Here is a 16,751-nt window from a genome sequence, read left to right as displayed (position 1 = left end):
AATAAAAAGTCGGTTTTCCGCGGATAGAAACAGATAGGAGTTTTTATGCCATACCAAGCAGTGATATTTGATCTGGACGGAACACTACTCGACACGATCGAAGATATTGCAGATGCGGTAAATTGTGTCTTGGAAAAAAATCAGTATCCGGACCACAGTATTGAACACTATAAACAAATGGTGGGGCTGGGTTTGAAACAATTGATTGTTGATGCTTTGCCGGAAGCGGCCCGGGATGCGGCAACTATCAAGCGTGTTGCCAGTGAAGCGGCAGAAGAATATGACCGCCGATGGAAAAATAAAAGTAATCCTTACTCCGGCATTACGGAACTATTAGGACAACTCCAGGCGAAAGGCACACAACTTGCGGTTCTTTCCAACAAACCACATGCGTTTACCCAAGCATGTGTAAAGGCATTACTTCCCGGAACAGTGTTTGATGTTGTGCTGGGGGCACAAGATACCATGCCGCATAAACCGGCGCCCGACGGGGCGCTCAAGATAGCCGAGATGCTGGGGATTTCAGTAGAAGCCATTCTCTATGTTGGGGATTCCAAAACCGATATGCAGACAGCCAGGGCGGCCGGGATGTTTGCGGTCGGTGTGAGCTGGGGATTTCGCGCAGAGGATGAATTATGGGAGAATGGGGCGGATAAAATTATTCATGCGCCCCAAGAGTTGCTGGAATTGGTTTGAAAAAAGACGCATGGAAGGTAAATAAGTTCCATGCGTCTTTTTGTGGTTAACGCAGATCGCAAAGGCATCTCCAAAGTAAAGGTGCTGGTTGTAGGGAATGGTCGCGACCATTCCCTACAACAGAATTCTGAAATAATTACAATCCCTCCACCCGCATATTTTCCGGATGGGTCACAGTAAATTTTAATGGGATTTTAATGATCTCACCCGGTTTGAGCGTTTTTTTCCATTCCAGTAAATTTTCATTGTTTTTGGTAAAGGTTTTATCATTTTGTTTGTAGACCGGGCTGATCAGCTCAACCTGGATATCGCGATGCGCCGGCAGCGGAAGCTGGTCCTGGATTACCAGATCATGTGATTGTTTTTTATGATTGGTCACCTTGATAAGATAATCAAAGGTGATTTTTATTTTGTTACCGAACATGCCGGGTTTTGACTGCTCGCGGTTAATCAGATTGTATTCAACTTTAATCCCCTCATCAATACCCAGGAAAGTCCAGAAAGTTTCAGACGGTGCGATGGTATTAATACTGCCACTGGCCACAAAATTGTTATCTAAAAAAATATTAGTTTCGCCGGCCAGGAGCGGAAAATCCGTATCATTGGTTATTTCAGCTTTGAGATAAGCCTGTTTGACCAGCTTGGGAACAGCGGAGTATTTAAAAGTTGCGGGAAAACTTTTGACCATAATGGTAACCTGATGCGGCTGATTATCGCTTTTGACAGTATGCTTGCCTTTGATATCGAAATAAACAGCGGTCCCGCCGGTTTTGGCCTCTGCTTCAATGTATGAGATGGCTTCCGGTTGCGGCGCTGCATTGTCGAGCGCTGATTCAGCATCAGAAAATTTCATCACCGGTGCGGCCATGGATTTCATCTTAGAGAAGGAACGCTTTTTTTTGGCGGATGAACGCCGAGGCGGTGGCGGGGTGTAGGGCCGGACGCGCCAGGCAGCGAGCTCAGGATGTTTGTCCCCGGCTTGCGGTTTGGCGGTGGAGAGCAGCAGCCGGGCACGACGCCAGTCTTCGCCGGTATTTTGCCGGATCATGGCGTGATACGCGACCTGGATCGCGGCTTTTTTTGAATCAGCCCGGACATCATAACGGGGCTGCCAGTTCGGACCCAGCACAATATAGCTTAGATCAAGCGTGGCCTGACCCTCAGCCGTTGCAGTCACAATAACGCTGATATCGTATTTTGTATACTGGATACGGTTGCGCAGGTCATTGATTTCCCGCTCCAGTTTATTTTTTTTATCCATCAAGGGTTTCAATGCCGAAGTATTCACGCGCATTTCTTTATCCAGCTTATCCAGCTTGTTGCGGTAAAAACTTACCATATCAATCCATTTTTTAGGATCAAGCTCGGCTTGCTCTGATTTCTCGGTTGCTGTTGTCAGACGTTTGGCAATGGCCTCGATAAATTTTTTCTCCTGTTTGGCATGGCTGATTTGGTCTTTGACCATGGCGATCCGGTTTTGGATGGTTTCCAGTTTTTCGGTGAGCAGATTAAGGTCTGCATCCTGTCCTGCTTCCATATAAACCGGCTCGACTTTGACCCCCTTGATCATGGCAGGTCCGTAGCCTTTGATCTGAACTGAATTGGGGTCCATACTGCCGGTCATCCGGTGGAATCGAATGGTGCGCTCGCCCGGCACCAATGTAATTTTGGCCTGGCGCACGACCAGAGCGCGGTCGGAGAATACAGTGACTTTTTTAATAAAGCTTGATGTTCTGCCGGCTGCCGCAGAAGCGGCAGGGGAGAGAATCCCCTGGGTGAGAATAAGGATAAGTGTATAAAAAAGTATGGAAAATTTTCGAAACATGTTTTACCTCCTGATTTAAGTGTGAAATATATCAGCCATCATCATACGCCAGAATAAAAAAAATGGGGTATGAAATAATCAGGCGCTCAAAAGTGATACGGGTGGAGAAGAAAAGGGGTTACATTGAAAAAAATCCCAGGCAAGGAGGATACGCGTTGGAAATGAGAAGGCGGAACACATTATTTTACAGGCAAAGTAAGGGTCACGGTCGTACCTTTGCCAAGTTGGCTCTGCACGGCAATCTGCCCGGCATGTGCCTCGACAATGCGTTTGCAAATGCTCAGACCCAAGCCAAAGCCGCCAATGGTTTTGGCCCGCGCAGGATCAACCCGGTAAAAAGGTTCGAAAATTCGGGGCAGAGCCTGTTCGGGAATACCTTGACCGTTGTCCGTCACCGTAAGGGTTATCTGCATTTGGTTTTGGTTTAAGACGATGCGTACCGGGCCGCTTTCGGGTGTTGAATATTTGAGGGCATTTTCAAAAATATTTTCCAGAACGGTTTGGATTTGTTCCGGATCGGCATGAAGGATGCCGCGTTCCCTGGAATTTTTAAATATCAAACGCGGCGTGTCTGCCTGCCGGTTTTTTAAAAGGGTTTTAATGAGTACGGAGAGGGAGAAGTCTTTTTTTCGGGGCACCAGTTGGGAATTTTCAATTCTTCCGGCTTCCAGAATCCGATGGATCATTCGTTCCATATCCGTGACGTCCTCTTTCAGGCTGTGTTTGTTTTTAGACGGCGGTAGCAGTTCCAGGGCCACCTTCATGCGCGTGAGCGGTGAGCGAATTTCATGGCTGATGTCCAGGAGCATCTGGTCCTTGCTTTTCATCATCTCCCGGAGGCGTGTTGCCATATGATTGAAGGACACGGCGAGCCGTCCCAGTTCGTCCTGCCGGTTGCCGGGGATAACATGGTCAAGTTTTCCCCGGCTCAGCGCCTGCACACCCTGGTTGAGCAAAATCAGCGGGTGCAGAATCCGTTGAATCCAGAGCCAGACACCTAAAAAAATCAGGATTAGGACGGCAAAGAACGGTAGGAAGAACAGGGGATTAATCGGCGGAGAAGCGCGTTTGAATTCCGGCCGGAATAAGAAGGCTCCGTAGTCAACCGGGACGATGAGATAACCGGGATATTTTTTATGTGTCCGCGCAAGGATGCCCTCCGCCTTGGACAGAGAGGGTAGTTTTTCCGATGTGCTCCAGGCCATTTCCGGGGATTCAAAGCGAATTCCGATAAATAATTGCTGTGAAAGTTTCCGGGCTTTTTGATAATCCGGCGGGATGCCGAGATCATGGATAATGTAACGGACATAGGCATGAATGTTTTTTTTAAAGGGACTGTTTTCGCTGCGATGTTTCAGGACGGCCAGGAACACACCAAAAAGAAACAGCACCATCAGTCCGGTGGTGATAATCGCCCCCAGGATGGGGAAAAAAATTGAGCCGTGCAGTTTGTGGCGGATGTGAATTCGCATTATACCGCCTCATCAATCAGCATATAACCGGTGCCGCGTACGGTCTTGATAAACTTTGGCTGCTTGGGATCATCAGCCAATTTTTGGCGCAGACGGCTGATCAGCACATCTATTGATCGGTTATAGGCTTCCCACTCAATGCCGCGGATATGGTCCAGCAGTTGGTCGCGGGAATAAACCCGGCCCGGGTTTTGGGCAAACAGTTTGAGGATCTCGAATTCCATAGTACTTAAGTCGAGTATTTTTTTTCCTAAGCGCGCTTCATGCCGGTTGAGGTCCAATGTTAAGTGACGGGTCTTGAGCAGTTCTGTGGATCGGGAGTGGTGTCCCCGGCGAAGAATGCTTTGCATCCGGGCCACCAGTTCGCGTGGTTCAAACGGTTTGGGCAGATAATCATCTGCGCCCAACTCCAGACCCAATACCCGGTCTGTCACCTCACCCCGGGCGGTAAGCATGATGACAGGAGTGCTGTGTTGCTGCCGGATGGTTTTGCAGACATCAAATCCGTTTTGATCCGGGAGCATTACATCCAGAATGATTATATCCGGGGTCTGATGGTGAAGCTTTTTTAGTCCTTCCACCGGATGAACGGCGGTCTGAACGCTAAACCCGTATTTTGACAAATAGGTTTTTAATAAATGGTTGAGTTTTTGATCATCATCAATGATCAGAACAGTCCGGTTCATAGACAGACTTCCTTTAAACAGGCAGGCCGGGAGCCCGAGGCGGGCAAGCCTCAGGCTCACCTGGTCCGCCTGTGGATTTTTATTGATGGTGTTTGTTAAATTTTTTATGGTGCTTTGTCAATTTGTCTACCATGATTTGACGCTGCTCCGGAGTTAGTATGGCATGAAATTCTACGAATTCCGATACTAAAAAGTCCTTTATCATCGCATGCTTCTTCATTTTTTTATTAATGATGTCATTGAGTTTGGCCGGATCAATTTGATCGGCAAGAATCATTGCCTTGGTTTCTTCGAACATTGCGCTGTGATCTCCCCGGTTTGCTTTGTGCCTGGCCAGGAGCTCCTCCTTGATTGTGCTGAGTGTGCTTTTTTGTTCCTGGTTGAGTTTGAGTTCGCCGGCAATTTTGTGGGTAATAAAGTTTACCATTTTCTCCGGCGAGCGGTGAAACACCCGTTTGTGAGGTCCGCCGCATCCGGTCATGAGCGCGATTCCGCCCATGACCAGCACCCCGACTCCGATCAAAAGTAATAATTTCATTTTTCTCCTCCTTTAGGAAAATAATTTTGAGACGGAGTAAGCATAACAAAGGAGTATTGCAGGAGTATTGCAGGATTGTAACAAAAAGTAACAATTACCGGGTTGGTTCCGGCGCTGTTTGTTTAGAGACCGGGAGCAGGGAGTTTTTGTATTGTTTCAGGAATAAACCGGTGATTTGAACAGCGGAATAAATATATTTGTTTTCAGTGAGACATGATATAATTTTAATAAAAGTTGTTGTGAACGAGCAGTGTTCCCTTGGTCGCAGGGAACACTTTATGGGCAGCAAAAAGTTATGGCAAGGATGTTATTATGCAAACAATACCCGCCAGTTCAGATAAAAGATGGTTGGAGATTCTCGGCAGGGAGAAAGCCGTTTCTTTCAAATTTATTGCCACCAAAATACTCGCAGGTCGTCTTCGGCTTAAGTATAAACAGGATGCATCTCCGGAAAAAGTACAAAAGTATATTGAAGAATTTCGAACTTTTTTTGAAACCAATCGGAACATCTCGCTTGTGGCGGAAGATTTGGCGACGATTATTCAGAGTGAATAGTTAGCAGTGGATTCAATCAGACACATCAGGAGGTGGGATATGGGGATTGTTGAAACATTGAAAGAGGAACATGCAACACTGGTCGCAGCCTTGGGTGCAGTGGATAGCAGCAAGATCGGTACTGAGGAGGGGAACAAAGAGCTTTTTGGCATTAAGGATGCTTTGTTGGCCCACCTTGCACATGAAGATTCTGATTTTTATCCTGATATGAAAAAAGCGGCGCAATCCAATGAGTCTATCGCCCAGATGATTAAAGAGTTTGAAGATGACATGAAAACGATTACCACTGCGGTTTTGGCTTTTTTTGACAAATATACCAGCGAGAGTTCGGGGGATGCATTTGCGTCCGATTTTGGTGAATTGGTTTCAAACCTCAAGCAACGTATTTTGATGGAAGAAGATGTGTTGTTTAAAGCGTATGATGAATTGAGTGCGTAGAAAAGCAATATCTATGTAGCACTGGAAAAAAAACGAAGGTCCCGGGACGGAAGTTCCGGGGCCTTTTTGTTTTGAGCAATGCGAGAAAAAATTGTGCTGGAAATTTGCCCCTCGCGGAGACAAAGTCTGGTATGCTTACCACGGCTCAACAAAACCGTAAACCAGGAAGACACGATGGAACTTGCATCAGACAAAGAATATTTTCTGAAATTTATTCATACCAAGATGCCGTTTGGCAAGTATGCCGGCCGGTTGCTTATTGATTTGCCCGAGACCTACGTGGTCTGGTTCAAGCAAAAGGGTTTTCCACCCGGAGAAATAGGACACATGCTGGGACTGCTTTATGAGATCAAGCTCAATGGGTTGGAGTATTTATTTGACCCGCTTCGGGAAAAGTAATAGGGGCCGCCCGGTGACGGTATGCACTCTGGAAACGGCAGAAGCCTGCAATGCGACCGGAGTACTCTTGGTTAATGCGCTTCCATGACGGTTGGATCGATTTCCGTGGCCCGGGCATAATCAGCACAAGCTTTTTCGACATCACCTTTTTCAGCGTGGGCCCGGCCGCGATGATAGTAGGCTTCTGCGCGGCAGGGATTGAGCGTCAGCGATTGCGTAAAGTCCTTGATGGCTTTATCAAAATTTTCTTTTTGGGCCCAAAGCCGCCCGCGGCAAAAATAAGCGGCATCATGCCGGGGGTCAAGTTCAAGGGTTTTATTTAGATCAGGCATCGCCCGGTCCGGCGATTTTTTTTCGATATGGGCAAAAGCGCGCTGATAGAGCGCATCTGCATGTTTGGGATCAAGCCGGATGACCTTGCTGAAATCTGCAATGGCCATATTCCAGTCCGGCTGTTTGCGGAGTTCCAACCCCCGATGAAAGCAAGCCTCTATGCATTTAGAATCCAATTCCAGGGCATGACTAAAGTCGGAAATCGCTTTTTTTGACTTGGAAAGGACTGACCAACACCTCCCGCGTTGAAAAAAAATATCCGTCTTGCCCGGAAGCAGCGCTGCGGATTTTGTGAAATCTTCAATGGCTTTTGCATACTGCTCTTTTTTTGCATTGCAAAGGCCGCGGTAATAATACGCCAGATCGCGCTTTCCATTGAGGATTAAAGTTTTGTTCATGTCCGCCATGGCTTTGTCAAACTTGTCCTGATTGAAATAGACCCGGCCACGATTGAAAAAAGCCTGGTCATGTTTGGGTGCCAAAAAGAGGGTTTGGGTAAAATCACAGATGGCATCATCGGGTTGGTTTTTTTTCAAGAGACAAAGCGCACGCTGGAAAAAAGCCTCAGGCTGTTTGGCATTGAGCGTCAGGGTTTGCGTGAAATCTGCGATCGCCGCTTTGAATGAACCTTGTTTGGCATAGGCCAGACCGCGAAAGTAATAAGCATTTTCCCGCTGAGGGTTATGTGCCAAGACGACACCAAATCCTTCAATCGCCTTGTCGAGATCATCTTTTTGAGCGTATGCCAGACTCTGGTAATAGCGGGCATTTTCATGTCGGGGGTTGAGCGTCAGCGTCCGGCTAAAATCTGCAATCGCCCGATCCGGCTCATTTTGCTGTATCAGACAAAACCCCCGCTCGTAGTGCGCATGAGCATGCGAAGGAGAGAGTTCAATCACCTGGGAAAAATCTGTCGCTGCTTTTTCCCAGGCGGATTGTTTTACCCAACCCAGTCCGCGGTGGTAAAAAGCCTCAACATGCCGGGGATTCAGCGCGATTGCTTGGTTAAAATCTGTCAGGGCTTTGTGCCAGACCGATTTTTCAGCATATCCCAGACCGCGATTGAAATAGGCATCATCGCGTTTGGGATCAATTTCCAGGGCTTTGGTATAATCGGCCAGGGCGCGGTCCATATCTTCTTTAAACGTGAAGCAGAGTCCGCGGTGATAGTACGCTTCGCGATTGCGCGGGTTTATTTCCAGCACGTGGTTAAAATCCGCAATGGCAGGGTCCATGGTTTCTTTCAGGGCGAAGCAAAGTCCGCGGTTAAAATAAACATCTTCTTGGAGTGGATTGATTTCCAACGCACGCCCAAAATCCTTGATGGCCGGGTCCGGTTGGCGGTTTTTGGCATGGGCCATGCCGCGATGAAAATAAGTCCGGCTGCGCGCTGGATTGATTTTTAAAACCCGGTCAAAATCGGCAACCGCTTGCTTCCAGTCGCCTTTTTTCGCCAGCACCAGCGCACGCTGATCATAAGCATCTTCATGTTCGGGTTGCAGTGCCAGCACTTTGTTAAAATCAAGCAGCGCTTTGTCCAAATCGCCTTTTCGGGAGAATCCGATTCCGCGGTGATAATAGGCGTTTATCCGGTCGGGATTGAGCTTCAGCGATCGGGTAAAATCAGCAATGGCTTTCTCGGTAGCATTTTTTTCCATCGCAGCCAGTCCCCGGCAATAATAGGCCGCTTCATGCCGGGAATTTATTTTTAAGACTTGATCGAAATCCGAGATGGCTTTATCCGGCTCGCCGAGTTCAGCATAAGCATTGCCGCGATTGTGATAAATCGCATCATGGGTGGGATTGAATTGCAGGGCGCGGGTATAGTCTTCCAAGGCCAGGTGCCAGTCACCTTTTTCTGCAAAGACATTGCCGCGGTTAAAATAAACAAAGGACTGCTTGGGATTTATCTCCAGGGCGCGGGTAAAATTCACAATCGCGAGGTCCCAGTCCCCTTTTTCCGCATAAGCATTGCCGCGGCTATTATAAGCATCATCATGTTTGGGATTGATTTCTAATGTTCGGGAAAAATCAGCAATTGCTTCAGCAGATTTGTTTTGCCGGGCATAGGCCAAACCGCGGCAAAAATGGGCATGGTCATGCTGTGGATTGAGCGTGATGGTTTTGGTGAAATCCTGCATCGCAAGTTCCAGGTTGTCTGTTTGGGCATAGGCCAAGCCGCGGTTAAAATAGGCGGCAAAAGATTTGGGGTTCTTTGCAATGATATCAGTATAGTCTGAGATAATTTTGTTCACACTCTGTCTCCTAGCATCGTTGAGAAGCCGGTACCCCAAGCGTACGCCCGCAGCGTGGATTCAATAAAAGGTTTTTCCAGTATACATCGTAAAACCAAAAAAATAAATTTAAGATATGTTTGATTTGTTTCGAATGCATAAATAGTCTAAACTATTTTTCGGAGAAAACGAATGACTGCATCTGCCGTTTCATCAGCGATTGATAATGCGTATGCCCCGGGGAATGCCTATGATTTGAAGAGTGAGGCGGAGCAGATTACCGCTAAAAATGCCAGGGATTTGCATCTTAAAATATCTGTCGAGGTGTTCAAAGATACCCTGGAAGCGGAAAAAGCTATGGCCGGGCGGATTTTGGACATGTTGGTCTGACAGTAACTTTTGATAAAAATCCACAGGCTTACCCGGCATCTGACACCCGGCATTCGCCGGGCAAGCCGGGCAGGATGCCCCGACCTGATGGAAGAGGTATCTTTGGGACGCTGCGCAGCTTGTGGTATTTTTGTCCTGAGATGTTTGCCTTCGGCGGTATTGACTCGCTTCATCAATGGGCTTACCCGGCACCCGGCATTCGCCCCCGCATACGCGGGGCAAGCTGGGCAAGTCCGCCGGGCAGGATGCCCATTGTGTTCGCGCTGGCACGATGAACCATTTTCTTGCACTCCGTCGGTTTCCAATGGTAATCTATATTAAACTTCCTCTGTTGCAAAAGAGGGGTGTTTCCAACAATTTGATGGATTAAAATGAAATACATTTTAATTTTAGGGGGGAACTATGAAAACACTGATTATTTATGATTCCTATTTCAGTAATACCGAGAAGATCGCACAAGCTATAGCTGATGGATTGGGGTTGCCGGTGTCCACAGCCGTGAAAATCAGCGCATTCCAGCCGGAGCAACTGTTGGGAATAGAACTGCTCATTGTCGGATCGCCCACCCGGGGATTTCGGCCCACCTCGGCGATTGCCGGTTTTATTAAGCAACGATCCAAAGACAGTCTCAAAGGAATCCGGGTGGCTGCATTTGATACCCGGCTCGTGCTCAATACTATTAAATTCGGAGCATTGCGGATGATGGTCAAGCTCGGTGGGTATGCTGCCAAACCGGTTGCCGGACAGCTGGAAAAAAAAGGCGGTCAATTGATCGTACCACCTGAAGGTTTTTTTGTGACAGGTGAGAAAGGTCCGCTAAAAGCAGGCGAATGTGAGCGGGCGGCGCAATGGGCCGGAAAATTTTGAGGATAGTTTAGTCAACCGGTCTTGATTAAGGGAGTTTACAAGGGGCTGCCCCGGCTGGAAAAATTATTGATCCTTGGGATGTTGTCGCAGCCTGTGGATTTTGATAAACCACAAGCTATAATACATGTTGGATTCCAGGAAGCGCCGACATCTTTCACTTGGCATAACCTGATTGATGGATTACGGTTTCACCACGGCGATTTTTTCCTTCCCCAAATCTTTGCCATCAGCTTGCACACGTACAAGATAGATGCCCGTTGCCACGGAGCTGCAATCCCAATTTAATAGTTGGCCTTCGCCGGACGGTAGAGCTTGCGTGATTTGGGCGATTCGCTCACCAGCTAAATTGAAAATATCCAGCTGGATTTCTGCTGCGTTTTTCAGATGAATCAGAAAACACATTTGATCCACCGCCGGATTGGGATAGGCCAGCACTGCCTGCCCGCCCAGATCAATATTGCCCAGCGAGTTGGTCGGTGTGGTGCTCGGCGAGGCGGTGGCTGTGGGCGAGGGCGTAACGGTTGGGGTGATAGTGGCGGTTAAGGTGATGGTGGCAGTCAGGGTAATGCTGGGTGTGGATGTCACGCTGGGCGATGCGGTGGCAGTCAGTGTAATAGTGGGAGTGGCTGTCATGGTTGCGGATTGGGTGGGCGTGGTGGTGGGTGTGGCGGTCAGGGTAATGGTTGGGGTGGCCGTAGAGGTAGGTGTGATGGTCGGGGTATTGGTTGCGGTAGGTGTAAAGGTCGAAGATGGCGGCGGTTGGACCGCGCTATTGGTACAGAACTGAGAGGTATTATTACTCGTATCCGTTGCGGTGGCACAGACATACTCACCTACAGAAACGGACGGTGATAAAAGCGACCAATTGCCCGAACCATCGGCAGTCGCGGTACCTAAATAGGAGAGACTGCCACCTTCGTTGACTGCAACAGGTTCAGCCAGAAAAATTTCAACCGTATCATTGGCTTGGGCGGTCCCGGCAATGGCCAGCGTATGGGCAGAGGTAATCACCGGGCGGGATTTGCTGTTATTCGCGCCATTGGACTCAATATCGATGCCGCTTCCGCCAAAGGCAGAGATGGTATTGCCAAATATGCCGACACGCACAGCGTTCACTGATGCCAACATAATACCCACGCTGCAATTGGCAATTAGATTACCCTGTCCGCTGTTTTTGATACCCACGAAGTTATTCGGCGAGTAACCCAGGATGCCGATGGTCGGCGGTGTGGTAGAAGTGCTCAAGTCGGTATGCACACCGATCAGGTTGCCAGTGATGGTATTGCCCGCGGAATTATCTGTAAATATAATGCCGTAATCATGACCCGTAACAAAATTTCCCTGGCCAGGTTCAATTCCGCCGATGATGCAATCATAGGCTTCGGACAGGCTGATCGCCGGATAGCCTCCAGTCGTGTTGATGGTAGAGGTGCCGTCAGGCGTCAGGCCAATATAATTTCCCTGAATAATATGTCCGTAGGTGGGACCGGAATTGGCGTAGATGCGAATGCCATCGCGCGTATTGCCGGAGATAATATTGCCCAAGCCCGGCTGGTTCCCGCCGATGCAGGTATTACGGGGACTGGAGCCAATATTGATGCCGTGGATATTGGGAACAGGTGTGGCACCGGCATTCAACCCAATGGTATTGCCTGCAATGGTATTGCCAACACCCCCGGCAAGCCAGACGCCTATTCCATTGCCGGTGCTATGTCCGGAGATAATATTGCCTAGTTGATGGCTGCCGCCGTTATTGAGTCCGCCGATGAGATTGTGATCACCGTAAATTAAGATGCCCACACCGCCGCTGCCTGCGGCATTGGCACCGGCTGAATCCAAACCGATAATATTGCCGCATACCAGGTTCCCATCCGTGCTGAGATTAATATCTGCATCTGTATTACCGGAAATGATATTGCGTGCCAAAGGTATTGTTGCCAGATTGCCGCCGATTAGATTAGATTGCCCATTATGAAGAACGATGCCATGATTATTCGGAAAAGCCGCATCAGCAGCGTTGAGGCCGATAATATTATTTTGTATTTGATTATTGGAAGCTGCATTGATTATGCGAATACCGGATCCGGCTGAATTGCCGCTGATGATATTTTCATATCCGCTCTGCGGAAGACCGATATAATTTCCAGTCGCACTGCTAAGGACAACCCCGTTGTTATTGGACCTTGCCACCCCCTGGCCTACATCCAGACCGATGAGGTTGCCGCAAAGAGTGTTTCCCATGACGGTTGCGCCACCCAGAGAGATGCCGAAGAGGGTATTGCCGGAAATAACATTGCTTTCCCCGTTGCTGCTGTTGCCGCCGATATAATTTCCGTTGGAGTTTCCGGAAAGAGTGATACCGCTAGTGTTGGGAAGGGCGGTGATGCCATCACTGGTCAACCCGATTAAATTATTTTGAATCGTTGATCCAATAACATGAAGGAAGTTAATACCATAACCAGCCGACCCGCCGTTGCCGGAAATGACATTGGGATGTCCGGGCAGGCCGATTTGATGACCGCTTCCTTCGCGGATGTAAATACCGGCAGAAGAATGGCCGCAGCCTGTACTGTCGGCATAATCAGTGCCAATGCGGCAGTCCTGAATAGTGCAGTTAGACGCTTCATAGATATATATACCGTAATAGGCATTCACAATGGCCAGTCCGCTGATGGTGGTGCCGGAACCTGCTGCGGGAATCCAGAAAACAGGATCCGAAGGAGCAGTGTAAGCTCCGATGGTCTGTCCGCTGCCTGTGATGGTCAAGGGATGGTTGATCGTTAAATAGGAATAAACCGAGATGGAGTTTGAAATTGAAAAAACAATCGTATCCCCGGAGCCGGAGGTCGTTTCAATCGCTTCTCGCAAAGTTCCCGGACCGCTGTCTTCGTGACTGGTAACTGTGAGGGTAGCGGCCAGGGCAGGGCCGGCAGTGCCCGCCACCATGGCGAATAAAAGAAAAGGGATGACGAGAAAGGACTTTTTCATGGTGAACTCCTGTGATTAATAATATCCCTGATTGAAGGGGACAAAAACAATCTTCTCTCATACACCTATTTCTAAATATTTTTAACCTAAAGAGAACGGTCGCAAACCAATAAAAAAAAGGGGGGACGCGGTTACGGTTTCACTATTGCGATTTTTTGTGTGCCCAATACACTGCCGTCGGCCAGCACCCGGACAAGATAAATGCCCGGCGCAACGGAAGCGCAATCCCAGTCAAGCACCTGGCCCCTGCCCGCGGGCAAGGCACGCGTGATTTGGGCGATCCGCTCACCAGCTAAATTGAAAATATCCAGCTGGATTTCTGCTGCGTTTTTCAGGTGAATCAGGAACTGCATTTGATCCGCCGCCGGGTTGGGATAGGCCAGCACGGCTTTGCCGTTGAGTGCAATATTGCCCAGGGCGTTGGTCGGTGTGGCGCTCGGTGAGGCGGTCGCAGTGGGAGAGGGTGTGGCGGTTGGGGTGATGGTGGCAGTCAGGGTGATGGTTGATGTCATGGTAATTGTTGGTGTTACTGTTATGGTTGGCGATATAGTTGGTGTCAATGTAATAGTCGGTGTAGCCGTAACTGTTGGCGTTATGGTGGCCGTAAACGTCACGGTTGGGGTTGAAGTCATTGATGGCGGCGGTTGGACAACAGTATTCTGACAAAATTGGGAGGTGTTGTTGCTGCTATCAGTTGCCGTTGCGCAGACATATTCACCCGCAGATACGGACGGTGATAAAAGCGACCAATTGCCCGAACCGTCCGCAGTTGCGGCGCCTAAATACGCCAGACTGCCGCCTTCGCCGGTTGGCACGGCTTCGGCTAGAAAAACCTCGATATAATCATTGGCTTGCGCGGTCCCCACAATCGCGATAGCGTCAGCGGTGGTAATGACAGGGCGGGCCTGGTTGTTATTGGCGTTGTTGGCCTCAATACTGATGCCAATGGCGCCAAAGGCACAGATGGTATTGCCGAATATGCCATTACGAATTGCGCTACTATCTTGCAAAACAATGCCATTAACACAATTGGCAATCAGATTGCCCTGGCCGCTGTTTTTAAGGCCGATGAAATTGTCCGTCATAGTCCACCACCCAATGATGCCGTTTTGCGGAGGATGGGAGGAAGCGCTTAAGTCGGTATGGACACCGATAAAATTGCCGGTAATGGTGTTGCCCGAAGAAGTACCCTCCAATAAAATACCGTCGGTGTGGCCGGTGATATAATTTCCCTGGCCAACTGCGGTTCCGCCGATAACACAGTCATAAGCCTCATAGAGGCTGATAGCGGGATACTCACTGGTATTGTTGATGGTCACAACACCGCTGGGATCAAGGCCGATATAGTTGCCCACAATGGTATGACCGTAGGTCGGACCGGAATTGGCGTAGATCCTGACGTCATCGTACATATTGCCTGAAATAATATTGCGCAATCCGGATTGGTTGCCGCCAATGCAGGTGTTGCGGGGACTGGAGCTAATATTGATGCCGTACCTATTGGGAACCGGCGTACCGCTGGCGTTTAATCCGATGGTATTGCCTGCAATGGTATTGCCGGCGCCCCCGGAAAGGTTGATGCCCATTCCATTGCCACCGCTATGTCCGGAGATAATATTGCCCAGTTGATGGCTGCCGCCGTTATTGAGTCCGCCGATGAGATTATGATCACTGAAAATCAAGATGCCCATGCCGCCGCTGCCCACGGCATTGGTACCGGTTGAGTCCAAACCAATGATATTGCCGCATACCGTATTGCCGAGATCGCCGCTTGAGAGATAAATATCCGCATCAGTGTTGCCGGAAATGACATTGCGTGCCAAAGGCACTGTGGCCAAATTGCCGCCGATCAGATTAGTGTGTCCATTGTTGATATTAATGCCGTATTCATTGGGAAAAGCCGCATTAGCCGCATTTAGACCGATAAAATTATTTTGTATTTGATTGCCAAAAGCGGCATTGTCTAAGCGTATGCCGTCTCCATTGCCGCCAATGATGTTTTCATATCCGCTTTGCGGCAGCCCGATATAATTCCCAACCGCGCCCTCGAATATTATCCCGTAGTGATTGGATTTTGCCGCCACTTGAGTGGCATCCAAACCGATGATATTGCCGCATATCGTGTTTCCCGTAATCGTTGCGCCGTTCAGATTTATTCCAAAACGGGTATTGCCGGAAATAACATTACCCTCCCCGCTGGTTCTGTTGCCGCCGATATAATTAGCGGTGGAGGACCAGGTAATATCGATACCATAAAAGTTGGGAAGGGCGGTTATACCGTCACTGGCCAGCCCGATAAAATTATTTTGGATATTTGAAGCAACAGCATTATTTAAGCAAATACCACAACTGTTTCCGGCATCATTGCCGGAAATGACATTGGGATGTCCGGGTAGGCCGATTTGATTATTGCTTCCGTTGTAGATGTGAATACCGGCTGAAGTATGGCCGCGCCCGGTATTGTCGGCATAATCAGTACCAATGCGGCAGTCCTGAATCGTACAGTTAGACGCTTCATAAATATAAATACCGTAAAATCCGTTCACAATGGCCAATCCGCTGATTACGGTGTTGGAAGCAGTGGGGGTGTCAATCCGGAAAATAACAGCCGAAGTGCCATAAGCGCCGATGGTCTGACCGCTGCCCGCGATGGTTAATTGTTTATTGATTATCAATTCGGCATAAACCGTAATGGAGTTTGAAATTGAGAAAACAATGGTATCCCCCGGGCTGGAAAGGGTATCAATCGCCTCCCGCAAAGTTCCCGTACCGCTACTCTCGTGGCTGGTAACCGTGAGGGTGGCGGCCAAAGCCGGGGCGGAGGCACATAGAATAATGGTGGACAAAAGCAAAAGAGCATAGAGAAATGATTTTTTCATGGGGTCTCCAATTCTTCATAATTATTCCGAGTAGTAAAAAATAGCATTGTGCTTCTGTCATACGCCTATTTCCCACTCTTTTCAATAGCTAAAAATCATTTTTAGGAAAATAGCGGAGAGCGGTTGTCAGGTGACTATTTTTACAATAGAATACCCGCATTGCCTAAGGCGCAGTAAATAACACGCACAGGTGATTGCCAAGAAATAATTTATCACAAGGTGGTATTAGCATGACACAGACGCAAAAAATACTTCTGGTAACCGGGATACTGCTGGTGGATATTGTCCTGTTTTTTCTTCCCTTGACAGCCATCTTTCTTGCCTACGTGATCCTGGTCAACCCGCCCTGGTTCAGGGAATTTTTGCAGAAGATGTAAGGGTATAAATAATGTCGGACCTCCAATCAGGAGGAAAGGTTAGAATGGAGTTGAAGCAATCGGGAAACGAGAGG

At 48.6% G+C, this 16,751-nt stretch carries 15 protein-coding genes; 8 read left to right on the top strand and 7 right to left on the bottom strand.

The window, feature by feature from the left end; genetic code table 11:
* The first annotated feature begins 45 nt into the window (after positions 1–45).
* On the top strand, positions 46–696 hold the full coding sequence (locus tag K8S19_03255) for an HAD family hydrolase (GenBank protein ID MCD4812694.1): 651 nt from the start codon (positions 46–48) through the stop codon (positions 694–696).
* A 136-nt stretch (positions 697–832) separates the two neighbouring features.
* Here K8S19_03255 and K8S19_03250 read toward each other — a convergent pair whose 3' ends face one another.
* The 4 genes from K8S19_03250 to K8S19_03235 all read right to left on the bottom strand — a co-directional run bounded on the left by K8S19_03250 (position 833) and on the right by K8S19_03235 (position 5,217).
* A complete protein-coding gene (locus tag K8S19_03250) occupies positions 833–2,521 on the bottom strand; it encodes a mucoidy inhibitor MuiA family protein (GenBank protein ID MCD4812693.1) in 1,689 nt (562 codons plus the stop codon).
* Positions 2,522–2,700: 179 nt separating this feature from the next.
* Positions 2,701–3,993 (bottom strand): HAMP domain-containing histidine kinase, encoded by a 1,293-nt coding sequence (locus tag K8S19_03245; GenBank protein MCD4812692.1) that lies wholly within the window; start codon positions 3,991–3,993, stop codon positions 2,701–2,703.
* Positions 3,993–4,679 carry a response regulator transcription factor gene (locus K8S19_03240; protein ID MCD4812691.1) on the bottom strand — a complete coding sequence of 229 codons (687 nt, stop codon included), beginning with the start codon at positions 4,677–4,679 and terminating at the stop codon, positions 3,993–3,995. Before K8S19_03240 ends, K8S19_03245 begins: the two co-directional genes overlap by 1 nt.
* Before the next feature lie 79 nt (positions 4,680–4,758).
* Entirely contained in the window at positions 4,759–5,217 is a 459-nt protein-coding gene (locus K8S19_03235; protein MCD4812690.1) for a Spy/CpxP family protein refolding chaperone, read from the bottom strand.
* A gap of 312 nt (positions 5,218–5,529) precedes the next feature.
* On the opposite strand from K8S19_03235, the gene K8S19_03230 reads away from it, so the two are divergent.
* From K8S19_03230 to K8S19_03220, 3 genes are all read left to right on the top strand, one after another.
* On the top strand, positions 5,530–5,772 hold the full coding sequence (locus K8S19_03230) for a hypothetical protein (GenBank protein ID MCD4812689.1): 243 nt from the start codon (positions 5,530–5,532) through the stop codon (positions 5,770–5,772).
* A 39-nt stretch (positions 5,773–5,811) separates the two neighbouring features.
* Positions 5,812–6,210, top strand: a complete 399-nt coding sequence (locus K8S19_03225; protein ID MCD4812688.1) for a hemerythrin domain-containing protein — start codon at positions 5,812–5,814, stop codon at positions 6,208–6,210.
* Positions 6,211–6,384: 174 nt separating this feature from the next.
* Complete coding sequence (locus tag K8S19_03220; protein MCD4812687.1) at positions 6,385–6,609, top strand: DUF3820 family protein; 225 nt, start codon at positions 6,385–6,387, stop codon at positions 6,607–6,609.
* Between the two features lie 71 nt (positions 6,610–6,680).
* Here the strand turns inward: K8S19_03220 and K8S19_03215 are convergent, their stop codons facing one another.
* The gene (locus tag K8S19_03215; GenBank protein MCD4812686.1) at positions 6,681–9,197 is read right to left on the bottom strand and encodes a tetratricopeptide repeat protein; all 2,517 of its coding nucleotides are present in this window, start codon (positions 9,195–9,197) and stop codon (positions 6,681–6,683) included.
* 171 nt (positions 9,198–9,368) lie between these two features.
* Here K8S19_03215 and K8S19_03210 point away from each other — a divergent pair, with 171 nt between their 5' ends.
* The 3 genes from K8S19_03210 (at position 9,369) to K8S19_03200 (ending at position 10,433) form a co-directional block, all read left to right on the top strand.
* Complete coding sequence (locus tag K8S19_03210; GenBank protein MCD4812685.1) at positions 9,369–9,566, top strand: hypothetical protein; 198 nt, start codon at positions 9,369–9,371, stop codon at positions 9,564–9,566.
* A gap of 74 nt (positions 9,567–9,640) precedes the next feature.
* Positions 9,641–9,841: a hypothetical protein gene (locus K8S19_03205; GenBank protein MCD4812684.1), complete on the top strand. Its 201-nt coding sequence runs from the start codon at positions 9,641–9,643 to the stop codon at positions 9,839–9,841.
* A 127-nt stretch (positions 9,842–9,968) separates the two neighbouring features.
* Complete coding sequence (locus tag K8S19_03200) at positions 9,969–10,433, top strand: hypothetical protein (GenBank protein ID MCD4812683.1); 465 nt, start codon at positions 9,969–9,971, stop codon at positions 10,431–10,433.
* Between the two features lie 180 nt (positions 10,434–10,613).
* Here K8S19_03200 and K8S19_03195 read toward each other — a convergent pair whose 3' ends face one another.
* Both K8S19_03195 and K8S19_03190 read right to left on the bottom strand, forming a co-directional pair.
* Positions 10,614–13,421 carry a right-handed parallel beta-helix repeat-containing protein gene (locus tag K8S19_03195; protein MCD4812682.1) on the bottom strand — a complete coding sequence of 936 codons (2,808 nt, stop codon included), beginning with the start codon at positions 13,419–13,421 and terminating at the stop codon, positions 10,614–10,616.
* A 131-nt stretch (positions 13,422–13,552) separates the two neighbouring features.
* Positions 13,553–16,300, bottom strand: a complete 2,748-nt coding sequence (locus tag K8S19_03190; protein MCD4812681.1) for a T9SS type A sorting domain-containing protein — start codon at positions 16,298–16,300, stop codon at positions 13,553–13,555.
* A gap of 230 nt (positions 16,301–16,530) precedes the next feature.
* On the opposite strand from K8S19_03190, the gene K8S19_03185 reads away from it, so the two are divergent.
* The gene (locus tag K8S19_03185) at positions 16,531–16,677 is read left to right on the top strand and encodes a hypothetical protein (GenBank protein MCD4812680.1); all 147 of its coding nucleotides are present in this window, start codon (positions 16,531–16,533) and stop codon (positions 16,675–16,677) included.
* Positions 16,678–16,751 lie beyond the last annotated feature (74 nt).

Source organism: bacterium (assembly GCA_021108215.1).
Lineage (GTDB): Bacteria > Oederibacteriota > JAAXVQ01 > JAAXVQ01 > JAUVAV01 > JAIORK01.
Note: the sequence above shows the minus strand (reverse complement) of the source record. Positions and strands in the feature narration are given on the sequence as shown.